The organism is Ewingella sp. AOP8-B2-18 (assembly GCF_052376015.1).
In the GTDB taxonomy this organism is placed as follows: Bacteria; Pseudomonadota; Gammaproteobacteria; order Enterobacterales; family Enterobacteriaceae; genus Ewingella; species Ewingella allii.
Genome location: NZ_JBQSVB010000014.1, coordinates 1 through 21,914 on the forward strand (window position 1 = coordinate 1; position 21,914 = coordinate 21,914).

Here is a 21,914-nt window from a genome sequence, read left to right on the forward strand (position 1 = left end):
CAAACGTGCGGGAGAAATACGGCTCAATCGGCTGGCCCTCCTTGGCCATCCCCTCCGCCCAGGCCAGCACCGTGTCGGCCGTGAAGGTGACAAAGTTGCTTTTCAGGTCGTCCGGGGTTTCCTGCCCCTGCTCGATGGCGATATCCACCAAATCCAGGGCGGCGTCAAAGTCGCCCACGTCAAAGAGCCAAATCACGCACCAGGCTAAAACCTGGTTGCGCTGTACCTCGCCGCTGGCCAGGTACTTTTCAACCGTTGGCATCCAGCGCGGCAAATACTGATCGCGCTTGATGGCCACCTTTTGGGCCAGCGTCAGCCCGTGCAACGCCTCAACATCCTTTTGTAAGGCGGCCGCCATAACGTGCATGCTTTCGGAGCCATCCAGCGCCCGATGCTGCTTAAGCTTGGCCTCTGCGGCAATCCGTGCCGTATGGCGTTGCGCGGGTGACATCATGGTTATTCCCCTACTTTTTCGGCTGGCTCTACTACGGTGCCAATCGTCACCGCGCTTTCATCGATTGCCGCGTACAAATCCAGGTACTCAACCGCGTAACCTTCGTTACGGAGATACTTGTTTTCGTACTGCTTGCGGTCTTCGACAAACTCCGCCTTACGCTGGCGGGTGTTGCGCTGGGTGTAGATGTGCAAGTTATCCAGCGTGGTGACAACCATGCGCTTACCCGGCATAAATGGCGGGATAATGGCGCGGCGGCCCGCAATGGTGTCTTGCAACATTTGCGCGGCGATTTTTTCCGTTGGGCGGTCAGCTGCCTGATACAAGCGGTACTGTTCCGCCGCCACCAGGTCAGCACCGACCAACACCACCAGGCGCGGGTCATTGCGGAACTGCTGCGGAATCTTGGCATTAATCAAATCTGACGCCATGGCGTCCAGTGACTTGTAATCACCCTGCTGATCCAGCGTGACCGCATCGGTCATGATTTGCTTGCCGTCTTCCCACTTACGCACGATTTCATGCCAACCGATGTTTACATCTTCGCCGTTCGGGTTTTTCACGTAATCGGTGTTGTCCGCCACTTCCTTACCGTTGAACCCGATACGCAACATATCCAGCGCAAAAGCCTGGGTAGTGAAAGCCTGTACGCGTTGGAAGAATTCATCTTCATTGCCAGCGTTCGCCCAGATAGACAGCAAATCCCAACGCAGCGCGGCGCAAGAGTCGGTTTCTACCAGCTTGTAATCGTTACCGGATACGCCGACTTTGCGACGGAAACGCCCTTCGGCGATACGGCCGGTATGCAGACCGGAAGAACCTACGCTGACAACTTGGCCAGACAACTGATCAACGTCAGCAACGGTGATCCAATTCAGGAATTCAGAGCTTTCCAGCAGCGCATCGCGCAGCTGGGTTTCTTTCGGGTCAGACAGGGAGAAATAATTTTTCACCTCGTCTGCCTCAAGACCGTTGGCTTTAGCCAGGCCCGCCGCGAATTGCTTTAAATAAGCCCGCGCCTTTGCATTTAAAATCATTGGTTATTTGTCCTTAATCGCCATCGGCGGTTAATAATTTCCCTGGTCAAATTCTTATAAGAATTTAAATTCCGTTTTCGTGCCTTTCGGATTTTTTTCAGGCAAGCGCGTTGACTGTTTGCTAAAGTTTTTAACGATAGCCGGAAGGTTATCGCGCAGACGGGCAAACTCTTCCGTATCAACAACCTCTTTCACGGTTTCAACGTCGCTTTGAATATCATCAACGGTTGAATCTGTTTCATCCGTTTTAGTTTCAAGAGCAGACACGCGAGTTTCCAAAGCGGCTAATGCTTCTGCTAACGCCTGTAATTTATCGTCAGCTGGCGGCGTCTCTTCCTGCGGCTGTTCGTCTTCAATGCTGAAAAGACTGCGCCATTTAGGCTTTTTATTTAATTTCCCTGCCATGTTTATTTCCTTGATTTCGTTAATTAGCATCGGAGAACTATTACCAATAAAGTAATTACTTTTCCGCTTATTAAATCGCATTCGCGTTGTGCTAACGCTTGCGGGTTCATCTGTTACGCCTAACCCTTCGAGATAATACCGCCCAGTTCCGCGAAAGTTGCCATCAGGGGTTAATTCCACTGAAGAAAACAAAAGCTTTCCATTTCGGTTGGCATTAATTAAATCAGTCGATGGACAAAGGCGGGCATACAGCTTCACTAACCCATCCTCATCCTCAGCGTAATCTACCTCCAGAACTTCCCCCGCATTACCGGCGTAGCGCTCATGCTCTGGCCACAGTAATGCAGGATATAAATTCGTGTCATAGGTTTCCGCTGCGTCTATTAACATTTCCCTGGTTAATTCACGTTTATCAACTGTTGCCCCTTCGGTCGCGATACAGATCCAATTAGTCATTAATTGAGAGCCAGACATATCGGAATCTATCTCCTTGTTTCCGTGGAATGCAGTATCGCTAATTATTTTCACTCCCGCAGCAAGATAAATTCGGATATAGCCATTAGACGAACCACAGCCGATATTAAGTTAACGAAATAAAGAGTTACCCACCGCATAATTGACCTCAGTAGACACCAGACGATGCCAGTAGACATTAAGGGACTAATAAAAGTGGCTTATTACTCAGAGGATTTAATCGGCGTTGCGCGTTCGCTTTATTTAAAACGTGCCACGCCAAAAGAGATCGCCAAAGATTTAAACTTGCCAAATGCGCGCATCATTTACTATTGGGCGACAAAATGGAACTGGGCTGATTTACTTAGCCATGAATCCACAGAAGAAGCGATTGAGCGCCGCTATCAACTCCTAGTTGGGCGTGATGCCAAAACCGAGCTAGAAATAAAGGAAATGGATACCCTTATTTCCCATGCCGTAAAGCTGCGGGCGCAATCGAACAAACACAAAGAGAAATTGGCCGCTTCAAAATCTGATAATCAGAGTGAGCACCACGAACAAAACGACAACGGCGAACCTAAAAAGAAACGCAAGAATAAGAAAAACGATATCTCTGGCCTAACGAGAGATGATTTTGACGCTTTTGCAGAGGAGCATTTATTCGGGTATCAGAAACATTTACGCCTAAATATTGCCAAGCAGATCCGCAACATCCTCAAAAGCCGCCAGATTGGGGCCACCTGGTATTTTGCGTTTGAAGCCTTTGAAGATGCCGTGTTAACCGGCAAGCCTCAGATTTTCTTGTCTGCATCTAAAGCCCAGGCCGAAGTTTTCCGCTCTTATATCGTGAATATCGCCGAGCAGTATTTCGGCGTAGCGCTGACCGGGAACCCGATCCGCTTAAGCAACGGCGCGGAGCTGCGTTTTCTGTCTACCAACAAAAACACCGCTCAATCCTATAGCGGGCATTTGTACTGCGACGAATATTTTTGGGTGCCGAACTTCGCCGCATTAAACGAGGTGGCCAGCGCAATGGCCACACACGACCACTGGCGCACAACGTACTTTTCAACACCGAGCGCCAAAACACACCAGGCTTACCCGTTCTGGACTGGGGAAGAATGGAAGCGCGGCGACAAAAACAGGACGGCCGTTCAGTTCCCTACCTTTGATGAAATGCGCGACGGCGGCCGCAGCTGTCCAGACGGGCAATGGCGTTACGTCATTACGTTAGAGGACGCCGTAGCGGGCGGCTTTAACCTGGCCAGCATCGAGAAGCTGCGCAACCGCTATAACCGCGACACGTTCAACATGCTTTACATGTGCGTGTTCGTGGACAGCCAGGACAGCGTTTTTAGCTTTAGCGAGCTGGAGCGCTGCGGCGTCGATGTTGAGGATTGGGACGATCACGACGAAACGGCAGAGCGGCCATTCGGTGGCCGTGAAGTGTGGGGAGGCTTCGACCCGGCCCGCTCCGGGGACACATCAACTTTCGTCATTGTGGCGCCGCCCATTCACGCCGTAGAAGTATTTCGCGTGCTGCGCGTTCTGCACTGGAAAGGCATGAATTTCAGCTATCAGGCAGCGCAGATCAAAAAGCTGTTTGGCCAATACAACATGAGTTACATCGGCGTGGACGTTACCGGCATCGGGCGCGGCGTGTTTGAACTGATTGAACATTTTGCGCTACGTGAAGCGGTGGCCATTCACTACGGCATGGAAACCAAAACGCGCCTGGTACTGAAAATGATTGATGTGATTGGAGCCAAACGCCTGCAATGGAACAAAGACAACAAGGAAATCCCTGCGTCGTTCCTAGCCATCCGGCGAACGGCGACGGCCAGCGGCAACGCCATGACATTTAAAGCAGACCGCAGCGCGGAGACTGGCCACGCCGATGCCTTTTGGGCTATCGCGCACGCCGTCATCAACGAGCCGATCAACTTTGAGCACAAACGTAAATCTAATTGGAAAGTAAGGAAACAGGCAGCATGAGCAAGCGCAAAAAACAACACCAGCCCGCAAAGGTGCAAGCCGCATCGCCAGGAAGCGAAGCCAGCAGTAAGAAAATGAGCATTATCACGCTGGGCAAACCTGAGCCGATTTTAACCACCGGCACGAACTATAAAGACATTTGGTATGACAATGAATTTGACCATTACACCCAGCCTATTGACCGCCTAGCTCTGGCGCAGTTGAGCAACTTAAACAGCCAGCACGGCGGCGTGATTTACGCCCGCCATAATATGGTTGCCGCCGACTATTTAGGGGGCGGCCTAACCCATGAGCAGCTGCGCGGCGGCGCGTTTGATTACCTTTCTTTTGGTGACCTGGCCATTCTCAAGCTGCGCAACTGGTACGATCAAGTCATTGGCCTTGTTCCGCTGCCTTCGCTTTATTTGCGGGTGCGTAAAACAGGGGAATTTGTGGTGCTCCAGGATGGTGAACCACTGGTATACGAACCGGAAGACGTAATTTTTTTAAAGCAGTATGACCCGCAGCAGCAGGTTTATGGCTTGCCGGATTATATCAGCGGCATCCACTCCGCTTTATTAAACAGCGAGGCAACCATTTTCCGCCGCCGCTATTACCATAACGGGGCGCATACGGGCGGCATTATTTACACTAATGACCCCAATATGAGCGACGAAGTGGAGGAAGAAATTTCCGACCAACTGGAAAGCTCAAAGGGGATCGGTAATTTCTCTACTATTTTTGTGAATATTCCGGGCGGCACCGAAAAGGCCATTCAGTTTATTCCGGTGGGGGATATTGGCGCGAATGATGAATTTAACAACGTGAAAAACATCAGCGCCCAGGACGTTCTTAACGCGCATCGCTTCCCGGCTGGCCTGGCGGGAATTATCCCGGTCAACACTGGTGGTCTTCCAGACCCTGAGAAGTCCCGCGCCACATACCGAAAAGATGAGGTTATCCCGCTACAACGCATGATTATGAATGCCGTAAATAGCGATCCAGATATCCCACAACATTTACATTTGAATTTCGCGTTTGAAGATGAAAGCGGTGATGATAAATGAGGCGCAAAAAGCTAAACTATCCGGGTTATTATTCCCCCGGAGCAATCAATATGCGCGTAATGAAAGTGATATGCCCTGAATGCGGCGCTAATTCTGTGATCAAGAAGACAGCCCGCAAGCATCGCGAAATATCGGATATCTATTGCGCCTGTTCTGATTATGAGTGCGGCCATACCTTTGTTATGAATATGACCTTTTCGCACACCATCAGCCCCAGCGCTAAATCCCAGGGCAGTTTATTGAAAGGATTGGTTAACTCGCTAAAAGGCGATGACAAACAAATGCTTTTGTCCTTACTGCAACAAGCCTGAACCATTGCCCCCGTCTTGGGGGTTTTGTTTATCGTACTCATCTAACCTTTTGAGCAAATCAGCAGACAATTCCGCCACCCAATCTACGGCCCGCTTTTCATCCCCAGCGGCACACTTTCCCACTGATACGAGTCTGGTGATCATTTCAATTCGTTCTAAAGCCAAAGTTTCAAAAAACAAATCACGCATAGGTTTCCCCTCCCTTAGTGCAAATGACTGTATGCATGTACAGTACTAGATTGTTAGCAATTATGAAAGTGAAATGAAGATGCATTTACAAGTTCATGTTTCCTTTAAATACCTAACACACTGAAAGCATTATTTAATTCAAACTCGGAAGCGCGAGTTTTACGCACTTCCTGTTCATCACAGGCAGAGCAAAGCCCTTCATTATCAAAAGAAGATGTTTCAGGCGTCATTAAGTCCCCGCAGGAACGGCAATAGCGCCGCCGCGGCCGCAATCTCACTTCCCCATTACGCAAAATCATCTCGGTTTCATCATCCAGGCGCACGATATTGCCCCTCAGCAGCGCTTTGGCCATCTGATCGCCATCCTGGTGTTGGATACCAATGCCCTTTTTCAACTCGGTGATCGTACTTTGAGTACAGTTATTGACAGAACTCCAAGGGGCGGCGGGGCCGCCAGAAACAGCAGCAGCCGCTTCGCTGGCTGCCAACTTAGGAACAATCGCCCACTTAACCAAGCGGGTTTCTACTTCGGAACCACTACCAACGAGCGGGGAATAAATTCCCTGTACGCGCTGCACGTCTTCGGCGTACTCGTTACCGCACTCGGTGATTTCATACATAAGACGCACCACCAGATCGCAACGCTTCACCAGCGCGCCACCCTGTGCCTGAGTATATGCAGCCCAATCCCCCACATCCGCACTGGCCAGCACGGCATCCATCAGAGTGTTTTCTAATGTCTTGTCACCCATGCGGCGCAGCTCACGCCACACCGTCACCGGGGCACCGCCAATTTGCTGAAATTGACGGATACGCCAACGGCTGGCCCAAGCTGAAACTGACTTGGCCATGTCCTTCAGGTTTTCGCCGGTTTCGTCGTCGGCCTCTCCATCCAGTGCAAAGCCGTCGATGTTTTTAGAAATGTATTTGGCGATGTAGCCCGTTGCGCTGCCCTTCTCCGGGTCGATTGGCTCAACGTGAAAACGCGCCTTAAGCGCGTATGCAGATTGCAGTTCCTCGGAGTCTTCACGGCGGGAGTAATAACAGAGAATGTCACGCACCTGCTCTACGTCTGACGGCGGCATAAATAAAAGCATATGCCAGTGCGGCGTCCCATCGTGGTGCGGCTCTACGACACGAAAACCAAACACGCTGATACCCGCACGCGAAAACGCAGCGCGGGCCTTAGCCCATACGCCGCAGAGGTATTTTTGTGTTTGGCGCGGGCTGGCGCCGTTCCACTGAGAGACAAACCCGCCCTTGCTATGCACGGCGTGATACTTAGACGGGGCAGTAATGGTGTAGAACTCCCCCGCCATGCCCATTTCTGTGGCTAGGTCTTCAAATCCGCGCATACGCACCATCAGTTCACACCGGCGCTTTGCCGGGTTGGCATTGCTGGCGTCCACCATTTCGGCAAGGGATAGGCGTTCGCCGGTTTCCTCGTTTTGCAAATCATAGGATTTGAAGAATTCGCGGTTACGTTTCTTTTGCTCAATCCATTCGCCCTTAGTCGAACGGCTAACATAGGCAGATGCCGCCTTTTGAACCTGACCAACGGCGATGGCCATGTGCTCACGCTGTAGATCACGGCTGCGTTTCAGCTTCCCGCGCCACCACTCCGGGGCCATCATGCGCAGCAAGCCCGATTCGGCATGGCGCGGCGTGAAGGAATACCCCGCAGTGAATTGCTGCCAGTATGGTGGGTTGATGCCAGCCTGTTTAGTGAGTTTTCCCAAGTGCGTAAACGTCGCCAAGGTGCGGCGCTTCATGTCTTTTTCGCTTGCGGCTTCATTTGGGAAAGCCAGATTAATAAAGTCTGCGAAGGATTCGCCCATAAAATTGGCGATGCTATGAGCGAGGTTGCGCAATTCGTCACGGCCAAAGGTTGGCAGTTTTTCGAGATCGGCAACAAACGGGAAAGGCGTAACACCGGCCGTCTGAAATGAGGTTGCATATTGAGCGCAGACTTTGCGCAGACGTGGCAATACGCTCTTACCCACCGTGGTGCGTAAAAACGTATTGGCACGGCGGCGGCCCGTTGGGCCAGCCTCCAACAACTTGGAATAACGGTCGCCAAAATAGCGCGCCAAGAAATCTGGCATTCCTGCCAGATACTCAGCACGCCAATCATGATCAAGGCTATTTTGGTGCCATAGCTGACGTTCTGTGAGGCTAATATCATCCGGGGCACCAGGGGCAAACTGCTCTTTTTGCCACTGACGCACCGCATGATGCTGCCCATTCTGATGAACCTTAGTCACCCTAAAGCCTCATCAAACGCCGCTATAAACTCCGTTGCCGCTTGAGGAACGATGGCGTTTCCGTAGGCGCGCAATCGTCCCACTCTATTGGTAATCCCATTAGCCAACGGGAATGTGCCGGGTTCAACTGGCCGCCACTTTCCATCTCGGCAAAGGAGCCAATCAGCATCTCTCCAGATGAAGTTATTCTTACTGCCTGATGGGGTTGCAGATGCTCCCGAAATCCCACTGAATTCACCACCACGGTTGTTAAACTTTCCTGCGACCCCTTCTTGCCGTTGCTTCGATTCTGATACCCCAGCCTCGCTTCGTGTGCCATCGTCGTTGGCCAGCCCGCCAAGCAAGCAAAATCCTGTAGGTTCGATTGCCGCCCCGCAGCTTTCCTTTCCATTACTTTTTGCCAATCCTGATAGGCGTTTTTCACATTGCTGGCGTTCGGTGTCGGCCAGCTTGCTAACTTGCTTGACCCCGCCAATGTTTGAAGCCCCCGCGCTGTCTCCGGCTGAGGACTCACATTGCAGGTTGGTGTTGGCCAGCACGCCATTTTCGCCAGCTGCGGAAGACTGCTCCCTGTCATGTTGTTCGTTATTCCCACTCCACCCCTCTTTCCGTCCGACGCTGCGGGAGTGTTCCAAAAGCTGGGCGCCAAACCAGACTCGATCTCTTTTGTGCGGGGCACCGACGCTGCAAGCTGGCAATACTGCCGCCCCGCAGGCGTAACCTTGGTTTTCCAGCTCTGTGAATAAATCATCGAGCCAGTGTTTTCCAATCGCTGCCGCAACTTGCTCTCCAAAGAGAGTTGCAGGTTGGTGCTCTTTGATAAGCTTGAGCCAAACAGGGGCAAGGTGCCTTTCATCAAGTTGGCCGAGCTGCTTTCCAGCTGCGCTGAATGGCTGGCATGGACAGCTTCCTGTCCAAACAGGCTTATCGTCTGGCCATCCAGCTTTGCGGAGGGCAAGTGACCAAACTCCGACACCAGCGAAGAAATGACACTGAGTGAATCCTTTGAGGTCTTCTGGGCTAACATCAACAATGCTCCTTTCATCAACAATTCCCGGCGCGATATGCCCGGCTTTAATTAGGTTTCGCAGCCATTGGGCAGCGTAGGGGTCAAATTCGTTGTAATAGGCGGCCACTAGATCACCTCCTCTTCACGGTCGGGCATCCCTTCAACCAAAGGCCCATCAGCGTTAGGCGCTGGCGGTAAATACTCCGGGTTGGCCGGCACCAGCTTGGCGATGATTTCAGGCGCGGATTTTATGCTGTCTGCCGCTGCGCCAATTGAGCGCGGGGCGGTAATGCTGGTTAGATTGAACTCACAGAAAAGAGCGCGGGATTTGGGGGTGTCGCTGTTTGAAATAACAACCGGATAACTTCTATCGGCCAAACGACGCAGAATGACCTTAAGGTGCAGATGTTCATCCATTCCGAAATGGCCGGAGTGGTATGAAGAAAAATCTGCACTTTGACTTGCTGGCAGGTACGGCGGATCGCAATACACAACATCACCAGGACGAACCATTGCCAGTGCTTCGGCGAAGGAACAGCAAACAAACGTTGCTTTTTTGGCTTTCTCGGCGAAAGCGCGGATCTCAGCCTCTGGAAAATACGGCGCTTTATACTTCCCAAAAGGCACGTTAAAGCCGCCAGTTTGGTTGTAACGGCACAGGCCGTTATAGCAGTGGCGATTTAAATATAAGAACAGCACGCCGCGCCAATACCAGTCAGCACAAACGTTAAAATCTGCGCGGAGGTTGTAGTATTTTTCCGCGCTGTTACCCACTTCAAAATAACGCTTCGCATCCTCAATAAACTGGTCAACGTCCAGCGCTATGGCTTTATAGAGATAAATCAGATCGGGATTAATATCTGCAATGAGATACTTGTCATAATCGGTGTTCATCATCACAGCGCAAGAACCGGCGAACGGCTCAACCAGGCGTTGGCCAGCGGGCAGGTGACGCTTCAGCGTTTCAATAATGCGAACCTTCGAACCGGCCCATTTCAGAACAGTTCTCATATTGCAGCCCCACGGCCAGCGCGGCCCAATTGCTCAGACCCCTGGCGCATAAGCTCCACAATCTCGGCGGCGCTCAATCCTTCATTGGCAACATGCGTGGCAAGGCGATCTAGGTGGCCGGAATATTTCACCGCTGCATCGGCCATTGCCTCAGCGCGTGCGCCTTTAATCAATGTGACGGTTTGGTCACAACCAGGGGCGGTGGCATCAAAACCACTCCAAAGGGCTGGCATTTGGTTGCGGTCACAACGTTTCATTTGCATGGCAAAACTCCAAATTTAGGCAGCAAGAAACCCCGGCCACCTAGGGGGAGCCGTGGGAATTCTTAGCTGTGGGTTACTTAGTGAATGTGAGTAAGTGCAGTTTTTTGACGGGCAACAGGCGAGACATTCAACGAATGCAGCCCATGCAAAGGTTTGGCAGCATCCCACCAACGCGTGATCAATACAGTGATAGAGCCTTGTCCAAGAGAGTTGGCCATGTAGTACGTTGCCCGGATGGAGGCAAGAGCCTCATTCTGTTCTTTGCTGCTTTCAGCCTCGCGATAAACGCGACACCAGAAAGCGCAATTGACCGCAAACAACTGGTGCGGGTTATCAAGGTGCATCGAATCGTTAAACATGTAAGGCGATAGCGCCACCATTCCGTCAACGTCTTGGCACTTTTCCAAGAACATAGAGGCATAACTAGGTGCAACGTTCCAGGCGATGAAGTCTTCCTTAAGCCCTGCTTTCTCAACCATAATCATTTTCATACTGTCCTCAGTGCATTGAATTATTAACGTCTTGTTCAGCTTCTCGCGGTGCCACTCTGCAAGCCCCCGCGCCTTTGAAATCTTCCGGGGTAAAGAAGCGCGTATCTTGCTGCAACTGCCTTACCTTTAAGACCGCCCCCCACAAGGAAACCTTTTCCCCTTCACTCAAATCAGGCCAATCACATTCGATATGGCGTTGCTTAAGTCCGGCGAGGAAGCAGAGATAACGCCGCCCCTCTTCATCTAAATTGTTCCAGTAGTGCTGTACTCGGCTATCACAGCCAGAAATCATCTTGCGGGCCTGTGCTATCCATTTAGGTGTTGGTGTTTCCACGCTAACCCCCTTAATCCCATCAGGCGAAACCACCATGGGCGACGCTTTGGTTTTACAGCTGGCTTATTGCGGCCACTTAGAAACTGCACTTTGCTGGCGGCGGGTTGCCAGCGCTGACCGTTTGGCAACTCTAACCAGCCATGGCCATGGCTTGGCAGCTGGAGAGTCGGCGACTGCTTAACTAAAAATCGTGTGAATACTTGCATCGGATCACCTCAGTTCAGACCAGGCATCACACCAAACGCACCTAATACATCCATTGCGCTGGTTAATGCTGGGGCGGTGTGGAAACGCGATTCAACTGACACAACGAGCAAAGACAGATCGCGGATTGCCTGATTGGCTCGGTCTAAAATGGCGTTTCTACGTGTCTGCGTCATAGGCGCAGCTGATAGGGCTTCACCGGCGATAGCGCCGATTGCGGCCGTTGCACTGAGTGCATGAGTGGGTAAGTTGTCAGGCTTTGCTTCGTTCACCGGAACGGCTGGCAAACAATTAAGTTGGGCCAACAAGCCATCAAGCAGCGTTGAATCATCGGTGTAATCCGTGATGGTGATCAGCTCCACAATGGTTAAACGATGTGGCTGCATTGGATTCAGCTTGTTCCGTAATACCTGCGCAGTGATGCCCACAACACCGGCAATCTCAGTCAGATTGTGCGCCAAGGAGAAACGGCGGCACGCAGTATCAAAGCAGGGATGTATGGAGGTCTGATAATCAAACATTGTTCTAGCCCCTTCACGAACACACAATGTGCACTACGTTCACGTTAAGTTATTAAATTATCCGTGATTCCAAGAAAGCCAATCCACGTACACGCGTTCACCTGGCTTTTCTTTTGGTTTAATTCTTATTTTACCGACACTTACATAATAGCGACCGCGTCTTAGGGGGATTCCGGCGCGTTCACAAAAAGTTTTCAGTGGTAGCCAGCGCGACTCACTGGCGTTTGTATTAGCCTGCTGCATAGTGCAAAATCCTTCTTTTCGTGTAGTGGTTGCGCACTACTGTTAACTATTGTCTTTTATTGCCCCTCTTTGATTAACCAAAGGAGAACATGGCGAATAGTATGTTCTCGTTTGTAGATTGTCAACGGTGCATGTTCTACAAAGGTGAATTCAATGAATTTGGAAACAGGTGCACGCCCTGCGATTGAGAGAATTTGCGAGGCTTACGGGTTCACTTCCCGTCTTCAGCTTGCAAATCATTTGGGGATTAGTAACGGCTCATTAGGCAACAGGATCATTAGGGATAATTTCCCTGCTGATATTGTTCTCCGCTGCGCTCTTGAAACTGGTGCATCTATCCAATGGCTTTCATTTGGCGAGGGGAATAGCTTCAACCATGTAGAAAGTGACACAGTCAGACTCCCCGCCTTAAAGCTAGAAGCTGGCCTAATGGTCAAAATTTCTTCAATAATTTTCGACAAGGTGATGATTCCACGCTCCCCTGAATCAGTGAATGTAGTCAAAGATGGTTCTGTGATGTACCTGGTTGATTCCAGCATCAAAGATGTTAAAGACGGGAAATGGCTTATTGAGTTTAACGGAACCCATAGCGTCAGGGATTTAACACAACTCCCAGGCGACAAAATTCGCATTGATGCGGGTAAATACCCAATTGATAGCGACAAGAAAGACGTCAATATTTTGGGTAAGGTTGTAGCTACATTCTTGGTTAATGAGTAATGACGGTAAGAAAATTAGACACATTAGAATGGCTTTGTGACCTCCGCCCTAACGGGGTTGAGGGGAAGCGCATACGTAAGAAATTCGCCACCAAAGGGGAAGCACTTGCGTATGAAAAACATATTCTTGGAGAGATGGCAGATAAGCCGTGGCTTGGAGAAAAGGAAGATAATCGCAGGCTATCTGAGCTTATCGAACTTTGGTACAACCTTTACGGCAGAACACTGAATTCTTCTAAGCGCCTAAAAGCTAAATTGGATGCTATCTGTATTGGCCTAAACGATCCAATCGCAACAAATCTTACGGTGTCTGATTTCAGCACTTACCGCGAACAGCGACTCAAGGGTGAATTAGCTGATATTAACGGCCGCAAAATGGCAGTTAAGCCGCGCACTGTTAATCTTGAGCAAAGCAACCTTTCAGCAGTTTTCGGAAAATTAAAAGAACTTGGCCACTGGAATCACCCCCATCCATTAGACGGCATCAACCGATTTAAGATTGATGAGCAAGAATTAGCGTTCCTTTACCCAATCGAAATTAGACGGTTGCTTGATATATGCTCAAAATCACGTAACCCTTATTTAGAAATTATCGTTAAAATTTGCCTATCTACCGGCGCCCGCTGGGGTGAAGCCGAGTCTCTAAAGGGAAGCCAGGTAACGCCCAACCGTATAACATTCATAAAAACCAAGGGCAGGAAAAACCGGACGATCCCAATCTCACAAGAACTTTATGACGAGATACCTAAAAAGCGGGGGCCATTATTTAGTCCATGTCGAAAATCATTTGAAGGCGCAGTCAAGAGGGCTGGGATTGAACTTCCTGAGGGGCAATGCTCCCACGTTCTACGCCATACTTTTGCAAGCCAATTTATGATGAGCGGCGGGAGCATTATTGTATTACGCGACATCCTCGGTCACGTCGATATCAAGCAAACGATGGTTTACGCACACTTTGCGCCAAGCCATTTAGAAGACGCGATTACCAAGAACCCACTGACATTACTTAACGCAGACCGTGATCCACAAAATGTCCACCCAGAGCAATAACCAGTGTTAAACACTGTCACCGACTGCTACCCCGCGCCCAGTGTTTACGTGTATCTCACTGTTTTAAAAGGGTGGCGGTTATAGTGTAGTAATTTCGGACGGGGGTTCAAATCCCCCCAGCTCCACCAAAATTCTCCATCGGTGATTACCAGAGTCATCCGATGAAGTCCTAAGAGCCCGCACGGCGCAAGCCCTGCGGGCTTTTTTGTGCCCTCAATTTGTCCCACGAAGTCCGAAGCCAACTAATTAAATCCGAACCTTTTAGGCCCATTGATAGGCCTAACGAAAAGCTCTATTGTTTTCGTTGGGCCTAAACGCATGGAGACTCCCCATGGCTAGAAAAACCAAGCCGTTAACCGATACGGAAATCAAAGCCGCCAAACCTAAAGATGCCGATTACCAGCTATATGATGGTGACGGGCTTACTCTGTTAATCAAATCCAGTGGTAGTCAGCTCTGGCAATTCCGTTACTATCAACCTCTGACAAAACAGCGAACCAAGCAAAGCTTCGGAGCCTACGCTGCTGTCTCACTTTCCGATGCAGATACACTCTCCCCCGGAAACTGGTCATTTTTGCGCGCTGAGCAATAAACTGGCAATCCAACACAAGGGGCCGCATCAGCCTCAAGCGGTGTCTCTATAAGTTTGCTTGGGTAACGTCACCAGACCCAACTCGCTGTGCCACGCTGCCAAGCGAGAAGGTTGCTGCAATGCTAGAGCCAAAGTCTGATGCACTTCATGATGAGGTTCGCTATGCACCAGATCTGCCTGCCATTGCTGTACGTAGGACTGAATATCGGCCACGCTATGCCGCACTTGTGCATTTTGGAGCCGTCGCTGTTCTCTACGCCTAAGTACATCCTGATGCTTGGCATATTCAGCTTTAAACTCCCGCGTCCACCGAGTGCTCAGGTTGAGCAGCTCGTCGAGTTTGGTTGATTTGGACTGATCTGCAGGGGTAACGGAAGAACACTTCACAGCCAAATCCGCCAGCACATACTCTAGGTGTATCGCGCCATTGCCTGGGCGCAAGTATGGGTGAAACCAATCGGCAAAGCTGCCGTTGGAATGAACTGGCTTTTTACCCTTGTTTGGAGCCTCGTTGCAGGTGCTGCAAATTAAACAGAGATTGTCTGCACAAACGCTCAGTAGCGGAAATTTGCTCTCGAGGACCCAATGATCAACCTGAGGAGTGTCACCTAGCGGGCCTCCGCATAGCACACAAACCTCGCGCGCATCAGGATCTGGATTAAGGCGATGGGTATTGCGGAAGGCGAGCACGTAGTCAGCGTAATTCACACCACCAGCAGCCGTGGGGGTACCATTGGGCAGGTAAGACAAGCCACTCTCCAATCCCTTTTTATAAAAGGATTCAAATAGCTTTTTGAATGCGACCCAGTCCGACTCGTTTGCAAACGGGCGATTGTTCGGCCACGGCATTGGTAAAGGTTGAAATTGGGTTGCAAGCGCAGCGACTGTCTGTATCCAGGTGCTCAAATCCGTCTTCTGTGCAGGAGGCATTGCAGCAACGGTTTGTGCACGGCTCAAAAGTGTTTGACCTGCTTCTATACGCTGAAGAAAGTCCCACAACCAATTTGCCTCAATACTGCTGGCCAACACTGGTGGCTGCAAGCCTTGCAGGTTAATGTGGGCATCTGTGGTATCTGGATCACATAACCAAAGCGCAAAACGCTGCATCAACTGCTGACAGGCAACAAGCGCTGGCGAACAGGCAACTCGATGGATAGGTTTAAGCATTGCCACCCCGCCATATATTCAGCAAAGTACGCAATTCACTGCGATAAAATCCCGATCCCATTCTGGCGATCAGGCTTTCCAGATCGGCGATTTCTGCTGGTGTGCCGTTGGCTTGCCGCAGCTTTTCTTCAATGAACTCCTGGGCGCGTTTGCCAATGCTATCGTCAGCACCAAACACCGTCATCATCAGCGAGCTGGGATCAGTGGCGAACGTCGGTTCGTCCACGTTGCGTACGGTGGAGCCATCCGCCGTTTTTTGTACCATCACGATCTCGTTGTTGAACACATCCGAGAGCACGATGGCGGAGTGAGTGGAAATCAACACATCGTTACTGGTCTTGCCAATCGCATCGTCGATGATGTCAACAATCTCACGCTTCCATTTGTCATTGAAATGGGTTTCGGGCTCATCGAGTAGTAGTAAGGCGTCCTGCTGGCCTTCCAGCAGGTGGAACAGCGCCATGCGACCCAACACCATTTGCTCACCGTCTGAAAGCTCCTCGTAGCGCAGTATGCCAATGTCAACCGAGTTGGAGTCGGTACCTTCGTCAGGTGCGGGTGTTCGGCGCAAGCGCAACAGCACATCATCAAACATGCCTGCCTGATTCAGCTCCAACAAACGGGTGAAAAGCTCAAAGCTGCTCACGTCCTTGGCGCCGCCGAGTAACGCCCAAAGCGCTTCGCCCTGGCTGGTGCAGGTTTGCAACTCATCGCGGGCGGGTGACAAAAACGAGATGCCTTGTGCGTTGAAGGGGCCTTTGAAATCGAACCACAGGATACGACGAGGTTCCGCAGGATGCGGCTCTGCGATAACTTCACTGGCACACAACCACCAATCATGGGCAGTTTCACACAGTTTCTGATCCCATTGAGTCGCTTGTAAACGCGAACGGAATGCGATAGAAACCAAGTGGTGCCACCCCCCCCGCTCCAGCAGCTTTTGCAAAGAATTTTTGTTATCAGCTCGCCCTGACTGGTCTTTTGTTTCAACCAAGGCCTGTGGCAAAGCCACAGCCAGCAGCGCACATTTCAGCAATGTGGCGTCAAGCAAAACCGGGCGGCGGAAGCTATCCATCTCGCCAAGGTTTGCATTCTGTGGCTGCCGTTGGGTATTCCCCCCCGACTGCTGCACTGCTTGAAAGGCATTTTCCTGAGCGACGGTCCAGCCTGCGGGGCGTTCGTCACTTTGGGCATTATCATTGCTATCAAGTATACCTTCTGCGCGCTGATTGCGATTCCACACAGAACGCCAAGGGCGCAAATCTCCGGTGGTGTAGGCCAGAACGGCGGAAGGTAAGGCAATGCTGTGTGGTGTCACCGAACCTGTGGGCCATTCACCTTTGTGCACAAGAGGTCGAAATTCCGAAGGAATATCGCTGGATTCGGCTGAAAAATGCGCAAGCATTTGCTCAAATTGATCCGCTGTCAGGTTGTCTGAGAAGGAAAATTTGTCGGCAATCCACAGACTCGCGGACTGACGATCTCCGAGCCAATCCACGATCAATGTTCGCGCGTTAGGTGCGCCGCGTCTCCCAAGTTCATATACCAATTGCACAGGGAAAAGGGTTCGCTGTCCATCTGCTAATGCCAAGAAAACCTCGGCGACAGCCCGCAGAAGGTTGGACTTACCACTGCCATTCACACCGACGACAAAACGAATGGCACACTCGCGCGCCAGCGGCGAGCCGCTGGCGAAACACACCTTGATGTCAGAGATGGGCGGGTAGTTTTGCAGACGTAAGTAACGAAGACGCATTAGACAGACTCCAAATCAACTTGCCGCGCCTCTACCTTAAGCGCGCTGGCGATGTCTTCTTTCAGCTCATCGAGCGAGGCGTAATGCTTGCCCAAGTCCACCAGGTGAGTGAAGTCTTGTCCGTCTTCATCTTCAACGGCGAAAACTTGGAACATTCCGCTTGCTCCAGCGTGTGCAGAGGTCTCGTAGTCCAGCTGGACTTCAAAATGGTAGTGCTGCTGGTCAACACCGGACGTCAACGTTTTACGCAGAGTCTGCACATCTGCCATACGTGTGAACTCTTCCGGGCGTAAGGGGCGGAAGGCTTTAAGGTAATCCAGCTCACCGCTTTCCAGGTCTTGCTTGGGCAAGGTAATTTTGGCAATCAAGCCCAGTGAAGCCAATTGGCTCAAGGAGCGGCGGATGCGATTGCCGTGCGACTGGCCAAAGGCTTGTAAACGTTCCGTCACCGTTGAGTCATCGAAAAATCGAGATAAGACCTCCGGGTCTTCTATCAACAAGGGTTGGCCACTATCCTGGCAATAATCTGTGAATGCCGCCAACACTTGGCGCTGAAACTCACTGAGCTCGCTGAGCAACCAATGGCGCTCGGTGTGGGTGGTGGAATCGGTTTGCACCGAGGAAGTAACGACTACATTGGTACTTAACGTGATCTTAGTGCCTCGTTCGCGAAGCACGGTATCGCGCACATGAGAGGCCTCAGCGATTTCATCGGCATGATTCCCTCTCCAATCTGTGGTCAACTCGCCAGACATTGCTGCAATGCTTAATACATCACGCATTTCGGCTGCTATGTTTTCCGATTTGGAAATGAGTCTGCGAAGCTCCCGAACTTGTAACCAGATATCACGGAAACGGGCCTGTTCTTCAATGGAAGGTATCGGCAGCTGAATCTTTGTCAAATTCTCGCCGTTCAGGTTACTCTGACCAGCGGTTGTACGGATAGCGTTTCGCATCGCTGCACGGCCATAAGCGCTGTTTAAAAATGCACTTAGATATTCCGGCAACAAACGCGTTATGTCTGTTCGCAAGCGAATCAAGTACGACGCATAGACCATATCATATTTGGCAACATCTGCGGTGATGGGAGCCGATCTTCCAACATAGTCAGGATTGCCGTTAGAGCGAACAATCAATACATCCGAGGACGTTAAGCTCAGACGCTTTAGCTCAGCTTGCGTCAGATTGACATACTTCAAGTCGCCGGTATCAACTTCACCTCCCATGACATTCGGGATTCGAAGAACTGCCACTCCTGAGTCAGCCGTTGCGTCAGCTGAAATCGACGTACCATATCGGGTTTCAACGAAACGTCCAAGTTGTAACCACTCCGACTTGTCACGAGCGAGCACCAAGCGGTCAAGAGCCGACTTGATCATCAAATCAAGGTGCCGACTTCGCGATTGATAATCGTACGCTGCCTCCGCCTGTTGCAGTACATCGACAATGCGCTGTTGTTCGGGAAGTGTGGGAAGTGGGATTTTTACTCGTGAGAGAAAATCAGCTGGAACCCGTTGCAAGCCTCCTGTACCCACAAACGCGGATGCAGCCCGCTCTCGAAAAGCCTCCTGCCGGATAAAGCTGAAAATGTATTCGGGAAGAACAAAATTGTTCGAACGCAATACATGGAATTCTGTGGAACCAAAACCAAGACCATTATTCAGGTTCCGAGCTATGGCAGCTTTTCCGTTTTCCATGCAAGGCGTGACTTTAGCGAAAAGCACATCATGTTCACGAAAACTTGTGTAGCCTTTTGCCACCTCTGCGAACATGCGAGTTTCTGCTTTGTCTATTACGCCGCGATATTCATCAACAGCGGACATCGGTACAAAAGTTACGGTTGTATCATCCTCTGGTCTCTGATCTGCAAGGAGTCGAGGATTCAGTTCGCAAACATCGATTAGCCGAGCTTGCACCCAAGTTTCTGGCAACTTCATTCCCTCCCCTCCACCATCGCCAGCAATTTGTCCAAGCCCTTGATAATCTCCTGCTCGGTAGTTTTAAGCGCGCCGATCAATTCGGCCACGCTCTTGTCGCTCTTGAGTTGAGTGAAGTCGAATGGCTTGTACTGGCCCGCGGAGAGGTTCCAGTCCCGTGCCTCAATACAATCCGAGTCTAGCAAGCCATCTTTCAGTACACCTTTTTCGGCATAGAGCCCATCGGCCAGCATCGCCTCTACATAAGAAGGCCGCACTAATCCATCTGCATCGTGTGAGCCTACTAGCTGGCCATCTGCACTTTGCCACTCATCGTTGCACGCCCAAGCCCGCACGGGGACTACCCAATGCTTGGAAGCTTTGAGCTCAGTAGCTTGATCAATAGCTAGGCTACGTAGGGTTACGTCGAAACCATCAAGTTTGGCCACTTCGCGAGCGATACCTTCCATTGCAGCGTTCAGGTCGGCCACCGGCTCATGGGTGCTGAACTGCACAGTGGGCACTTGCATGACCGCCTGCTGGTAATAGGTCAAGCCGGCATTTAGCGCATCCTTGACCATACCTTTCCACAACAGTAGCGCTGGCCCATCTTCCGCTTCAAAAAAGCGTTGCACATCGCGTGTGGCGCGGTTGAATTCTTGCTGCGGTACTTTGATAGCTTTTTGCCATTCCACCAGCGCCTTGTCGCTGTCCATTGGTTTAGCAGCAGTGACCTTATCTTTCCATTTGGTCCACACAGGCTGGGTGGGAGCTGCGAAGAACTGGATCACCAAATCGTAGAGTGTCCGGCTGGCTTCGTTGCGCACCTGGTTTTCTGCTTCTTTAGGGTCAGCAGGGAGCTCGGGAAACAACTCATGTATGCCCCAAACCTGACCGTCCCACATACTGGTGTCGGGCAAGGCCGAGAAAGCTTCACCTGCGGGTGTGAGTTTGTCGGCAGTATCACGCAGTAGGGCCTGGCGCCAGCGTTCGGTGTGAAAACTAGGTTGCAGCAAGGTCTTTTCATGGTCTTGCGCGCCACTGCGACCGTGCTCGATCCAGGCTTTGAACTTGATGAGCGCATCCCATAGGTCGTTTTGTTGGCCCGGGCGTGGATTGCGCTTGGCATCTTTTGAGTAGCCGTCTTCCTCCACCTCATAGAACCAAACGTGTTCGGTCAGTGGCGCAGCATTGCTGGGCAGGCTTTGCTTATTGTCGCGCCGAGTGACTTTTCTGAAGATCAGGATCGAGGTCTTGACGCCGGTGTAGGGTTGAAAAACGCCGCCGGGAAGGGAAATTACCCCTTCCACCATATGCTCGACCAGCAGTTCTCGGCGTATACGCACGTGGGCATCGGTATTGCCGAACAAAACACCCTCGGGGATGATCACCGCACAGCGCCCGCCAATATCGAGTAAGTCGAGCATCAACCACAGAAAGAGCAGTTCACTTTTGTTGGTGATTGATTCATCCTTTTTCTTACCGCCACCGCCCACGCGCGGGAATAGTACGGTGTCAGGCTCCAGATCGCCGCTGTCGACTGTTCCGGTAAAGGGTGGGTTTGCCAGCACGAATTGGTAGCTGCCGGGCTCAAGCAGTTCTTTAAGCCGGGCTTTTCCTTCGCGTTTGCTAAGGGAGTCGCCCTGCAGCAAGTGCGGGTCGATCACATCATGCAGCACCAGGTTCATCCAGCCGATGCGGGCCATGGTACGGTCGTTATCGAGGCCGACAAAATAGGCGCCGTTGTGGATGGCGGCATATTGCTCTGGTGTAGCGGCGGCGCCATCGGTGCGATGCGGGGTGCCGTCCCATTCCAACACGAGATTGTCTTGCGCGGAGAATTTACGCATTAAGTACTGCTGAGTGCTAAACAGAAAACCACCTGTGCCGGCGGCGGGATCTATGACGCTTTGACCTGGCTTAGGGTCGAGTAGCTCAACCATGAAACGGATCAAATGTCGCGGTGTACGGAACTGGCCGTTCTTACCTGCCGTGGCTACTTCGCTAAGCAGGTACTCAAAGGTGTCGCCCATGATGTCTTGGGCGGCTGAGCCTTCACCCGCTCTGGCGAAGAGTTGATCGATGGCATCAATCGCGTCGCTCAGCACCTTGCCTTTGTTGGGGTCTAGCTGGAAGTAGGCATCAGCCATGCGGTTATTGAGGCTGGATAGCTCTGTACCGTCGGCGCTGGCGCTGCTGAAGTGTTTATCGAGCTCCCTTAACCACGGGAAAACCACGTCAATCAAATGGCCTGGATTGGTCTTTTCTTGACGGATGTAACTCCACTTACAGGATTCGTAACCTACATAAATGGAGGAAAAGCCTCGTTGTTGGCGCTTGAGATCGATGTCTTCCAAGCGTTTAAGGAAAAGCAGATAGGTGATTTGCTCAACTGCCACCAAGGGGTTGGTGAGGCCAGCTGCCCAAAAGCGGTTCCAAAGTTCGTCAACTTTTTTCTTGATATGAGGTGCAAGCATTCAGGGT

Annotated in this window: 21 protein-coding genes and 1 pseudogene; 6 read left to right on the plus strand and 16 right to left on the minus strand. The window is 51.2% G+C overall.

What is annotated here, in order from left to right; translation table 11 throughout:
- From gpM to ACT3RR_RS20220, 3 genes are all read right to left on the minus strand, one after another.
- The coding region (gene gpM, locus ACT3RR_RS20210; RefSeq protein ID WP_496200996.1) for a phage terminase small subunit at positions 1–454 on the minus strand (454 nt) is incomplete at its 3' end.
- A gap of 2 nt (positions 455–456) precedes the next feature.
- Positions 457–1,491: a phage major capsid protein, P2 family gene (locus ACT3RR_RS20215; protein ID WP_496200997.1), complete on the minus strand. Its 1,035-nt coding sequence runs from the start codon at positions 1,489–1,491 to the stop codon at positions 457–459.
- 54 nt (positions 1,492–1,545) lie between these two features.
- Positions 1,546–2,370 (minus strand): GPO family capsid scaffolding protein, encoded by an 825-nt coding sequence (locus tag ACT3RR_RS20220; protein ID WP_496200998.1) that lies wholly within the window; start codon positions 2,368–2,370, stop codon positions 1,546–1,548.
- A gap of 195 nt (positions 2,371–2,565) precedes the next feature.
- Between ACT3RR_RS20220 and ACT3RR_RS20225 the strand changes: the two genes are divergently transcribed.
- Genes ACT3RR_RS20225 through ACT3RR_RS20235 form a run of 3 tightly spaced genes read left to right on the plus strand, consistent with a single transcriptional unit; the run spans position 2,566 to position 5,701 of the window.
- Positions 2,566–4,344, plus strand: coding sequence for a terminase large subunit domain-containing protein (locus tag ACT3RR_RS20225; RefSeq protein ID WP_496200999.1), 1,779 nt, complete (start codon positions 2,566–2,568; stop codon positions 4,342–4,344).
- Positions 4,341–5,390, plus strand: coding sequence for a phage portal protein (locus tag ACT3RR_RS20230; RefSeq protein WP_486033683.1), 1,050 nt, complete (start codon positions 4,341–4,343; stop codon positions 5,388–5,390). Before ACT3RR_RS20225 ends, ACT3RR_RS20230 begins: the two co-directional genes overlap by 4 nt.
- Positions 5,387–5,701, plus strand: a complete 315-nt coding sequence (locus tag ACT3RR_RS20235; protein WP_496201000.1) for an ogr/Delta-like zinc finger family protein — start codon at positions 5,387–5,389, stop codon at positions 5,699–5,701. The genes ACT3RR_RS20230 and ACT3RR_RS20235 overlap by 4 nt, the downstream gene beginning before the upstream one ends.
- On the opposite strand, the gene ACT3RR_RS20240 is transcribed toward ACT3RR_RS20235, so the two are convergent.
- The 9 genes from ACT3RR_RS20240 to ACT3RR_RS20280 all read right to left on the minus strand — a co-directional run bounded on the left by ACT3RR_RS20240 (position 5,684) and on the right by ACT3RR_RS20280 (position 11,987).
- Entirely contained in the window at positions 5,684–5,890 is a 207-nt protein-coding gene (locus ACT3RR_RS20240) for a hypothetical protein (protein ID WP_496201001.1), read from the minus strand. The genes ACT3RR_RS20235 and ACT3RR_RS20240 overlap by 18 nt on opposite strands.
- Before the next feature lie 104 nt (positions 5,891–5,994).
- Positions 5,995–8,154: a replication endonuclease gene (locus ACT3RR_RS20245; protein ID WP_496201002.1), complete on the minus strand. Its 2,160-nt coding sequence runs from the start codon at positions 8,152–8,154 to the stop codon at positions 5,995–5,997.
- A complete protein-coding gene (locus tag ACT3RR_RS20250) occupies positions 8,151–9,290 on the minus strand; it encodes a DNA cytosine methyltransferase (protein ID WP_496201003.1) in 1,140 nt (379 codons plus the stop codon). Before ACT3RR_RS20250 ends, ACT3RR_RS20245 begins: the two co-directional genes overlap by 4 nt.
- Positions 9,290–10,174: a Dam family site-specific DNA-(adenine-N6)-methyltransferase gene (locus ACT3RR_RS20255; RefSeq protein ID WP_496201004.1), complete on the minus strand. Its 885-nt coding sequence runs from the start codon at positions 10,172–10,174 to the stop codon at positions 9,290–9,292. The genes ACT3RR_RS20250 and ACT3RR_RS20255 overlap by 1 nt, the downstream gene beginning before the upstream one ends.
- On the minus strand, positions 10,171–10,437 hold the full coding sequence (locus tag ACT3RR_RS20260; RefSeq protein ID WP_496201005.1) for a DUF2732 family protein: 267 nt from the start codon (positions 10,435–10,437) through the stop codon (positions 10,171–10,173). Before ACT3RR_RS20260 ends, ACT3RR_RS20255 begins: the two co-directional genes overlap by 4 nt.
- A 77-nt stretch (positions 10,438–10,514) precedes the next feature.
- Positions 10,515–10,928, minus strand: a complete 414-nt coding sequence (locus ACT3RR_RS20265; RefSeq protein ID WP_496201006.1) for a hypothetical protein — start codon at positions 10,926–10,928, stop codon at positions 10,515–10,517.
- A 7-nt stretch (positions 10,929–10,935) separates the two neighbouring features.
- The gene (locus tag ACT3RR_RS20270) at positions 10,936–11,262 is read right to left on the minus strand and encodes a hypothetical protein (RefSeq protein WP_496201007.1); all 327 of its coding nucleotides are present in this window, start codon (positions 11,260–11,262) and stop codon (positions 10,936–10,938) included.
- Complete coding sequence (locus tag ACT3RR_RS20275) at positions 11,235–11,468, minus strand: phage filamentation protein Fil family protein (RefSeq protein WP_128124403.1); 234 nt, start codon at positions 11,466–11,468, stop codon at positions 11,235–11,237. Before ACT3RR_RS20275 ends, ACT3RR_RS20270 begins: the two co-directional genes overlap by 28 nt.
- 9 nt (positions 11,469–11,477) lie before the next feature.
- On the minus strand, positions 11,478–11,987 hold the full coding sequence (locus ACT3RR_RS20280) for a phage regulatory CII family protein (protein ID WP_496201008.1): 510 nt from the start codon (positions 11,985–11,987) through the stop codon (positions 11,478–11,480).
- A 396-nt stretch (positions 11,988–12,383) separates the two neighbouring features.
- Between ACT3RR_RS20280 and ACT3RR_RS20285 the strand changes: the two genes are divergently transcribed.
- The 3 genes and pseudogenes from ACT3RR_RS20285 to ACT3RR_RS20295 form a co-directional block, all read left to right on the plus strand.
- Positions 12,384–12,950, plus strand: coding sequence for a phage repressor protein CI (locus ACT3RR_RS20285; RefSeq protein WP_496201009.1), 567 nt, complete (start codon positions 12,384–12,386; stop codon positions 12,948–12,950).
- Complete coding sequence (locus ACT3RR_RS20290) at positions 12,950–13,999, plus strand: site-specific integrase (protein ID WP_496201010.1); 1,050 nt, start codon at positions 12,950–12,952, stop codon at positions 13,997–13,999. Before ACT3RR_RS20285 ends, ACT3RR_RS20290 begins: the two co-directional genes overlap by 1 nt.
- Before the next feature lie 331 nt (positions 14,000–14,330).
- Positions 14,331–14,552 (plus strand): annotated as a pseudogene (locus ACT3RR_RS20295) (integrase arm-type DNA-binding domain-containing protein); the annotation flags it as partial.
- Positions 14,553–14,624: 72 nt separating this feature from the next.
- Here ACT3RR_RS20295 and ACT3RR_RS20300 read toward each other — a convergent pair.
- Genes ACT3RR_RS20300 through ACT3RR_RS20315 form a run of 4 tightly spaced genes read right to left on the minus strand, consistent with a single transcriptional unit; the run spans position 14,625 to position 21,907 of the window.
- Positions 14,625–15,758: a hypothetical protein gene (locus tag ACT3RR_RS20300; protein ID WP_496201011.1), complete on the minus strand. Its 1,134-nt coding sequence runs from the start codon at positions 15,756–15,758 to the stop codon at positions 14,625–14,627.
- On the minus strand, positions 15,751–17,514 hold the full coding sequence (locus ACT3RR_RS20305; protein WP_496201012.1) for an AAA family ATPase: 1,764 nt from the start codon (positions 17,512–17,514) through the stop codon (positions 15,751–15,753). Before ACT3RR_RS20305 ends, ACT3RR_RS20300 begins: the two co-directional genes overlap by 8 nt.
- Positions 17,514–19,451: a restriction endonuclease subunit S gene (locus ACT3RR_RS20310; RefSeq protein ID WP_496201013.1), complete on the minus strand. Its 1,938-nt coding sequence runs from the start codon at positions 19,449–19,451 to the stop codon at positions 17,514–17,516. The genes ACT3RR_RS20305 and ACT3RR_RS20310 overlap by 1 nt, the downstream gene beginning before the upstream one ends.
- Positions 19,448–21,907 (minus strand): type I restriction-modification system subunit M, encoded by a 2,460-nt coding sequence (locus ACT3RR_RS20315; protein ID WP_496201014.1) that lies wholly within the window; start codon positions 21,905–21,907, stop codon positions 19,448–19,450. The genes ACT3RR_RS20310 and ACT3RR_RS20315 overlap by 4 nt, the downstream gene beginning before the upstream one ends.
- Between the last annotated feature and the right edge of the window lie 7 nt (positions 21,908–21,914).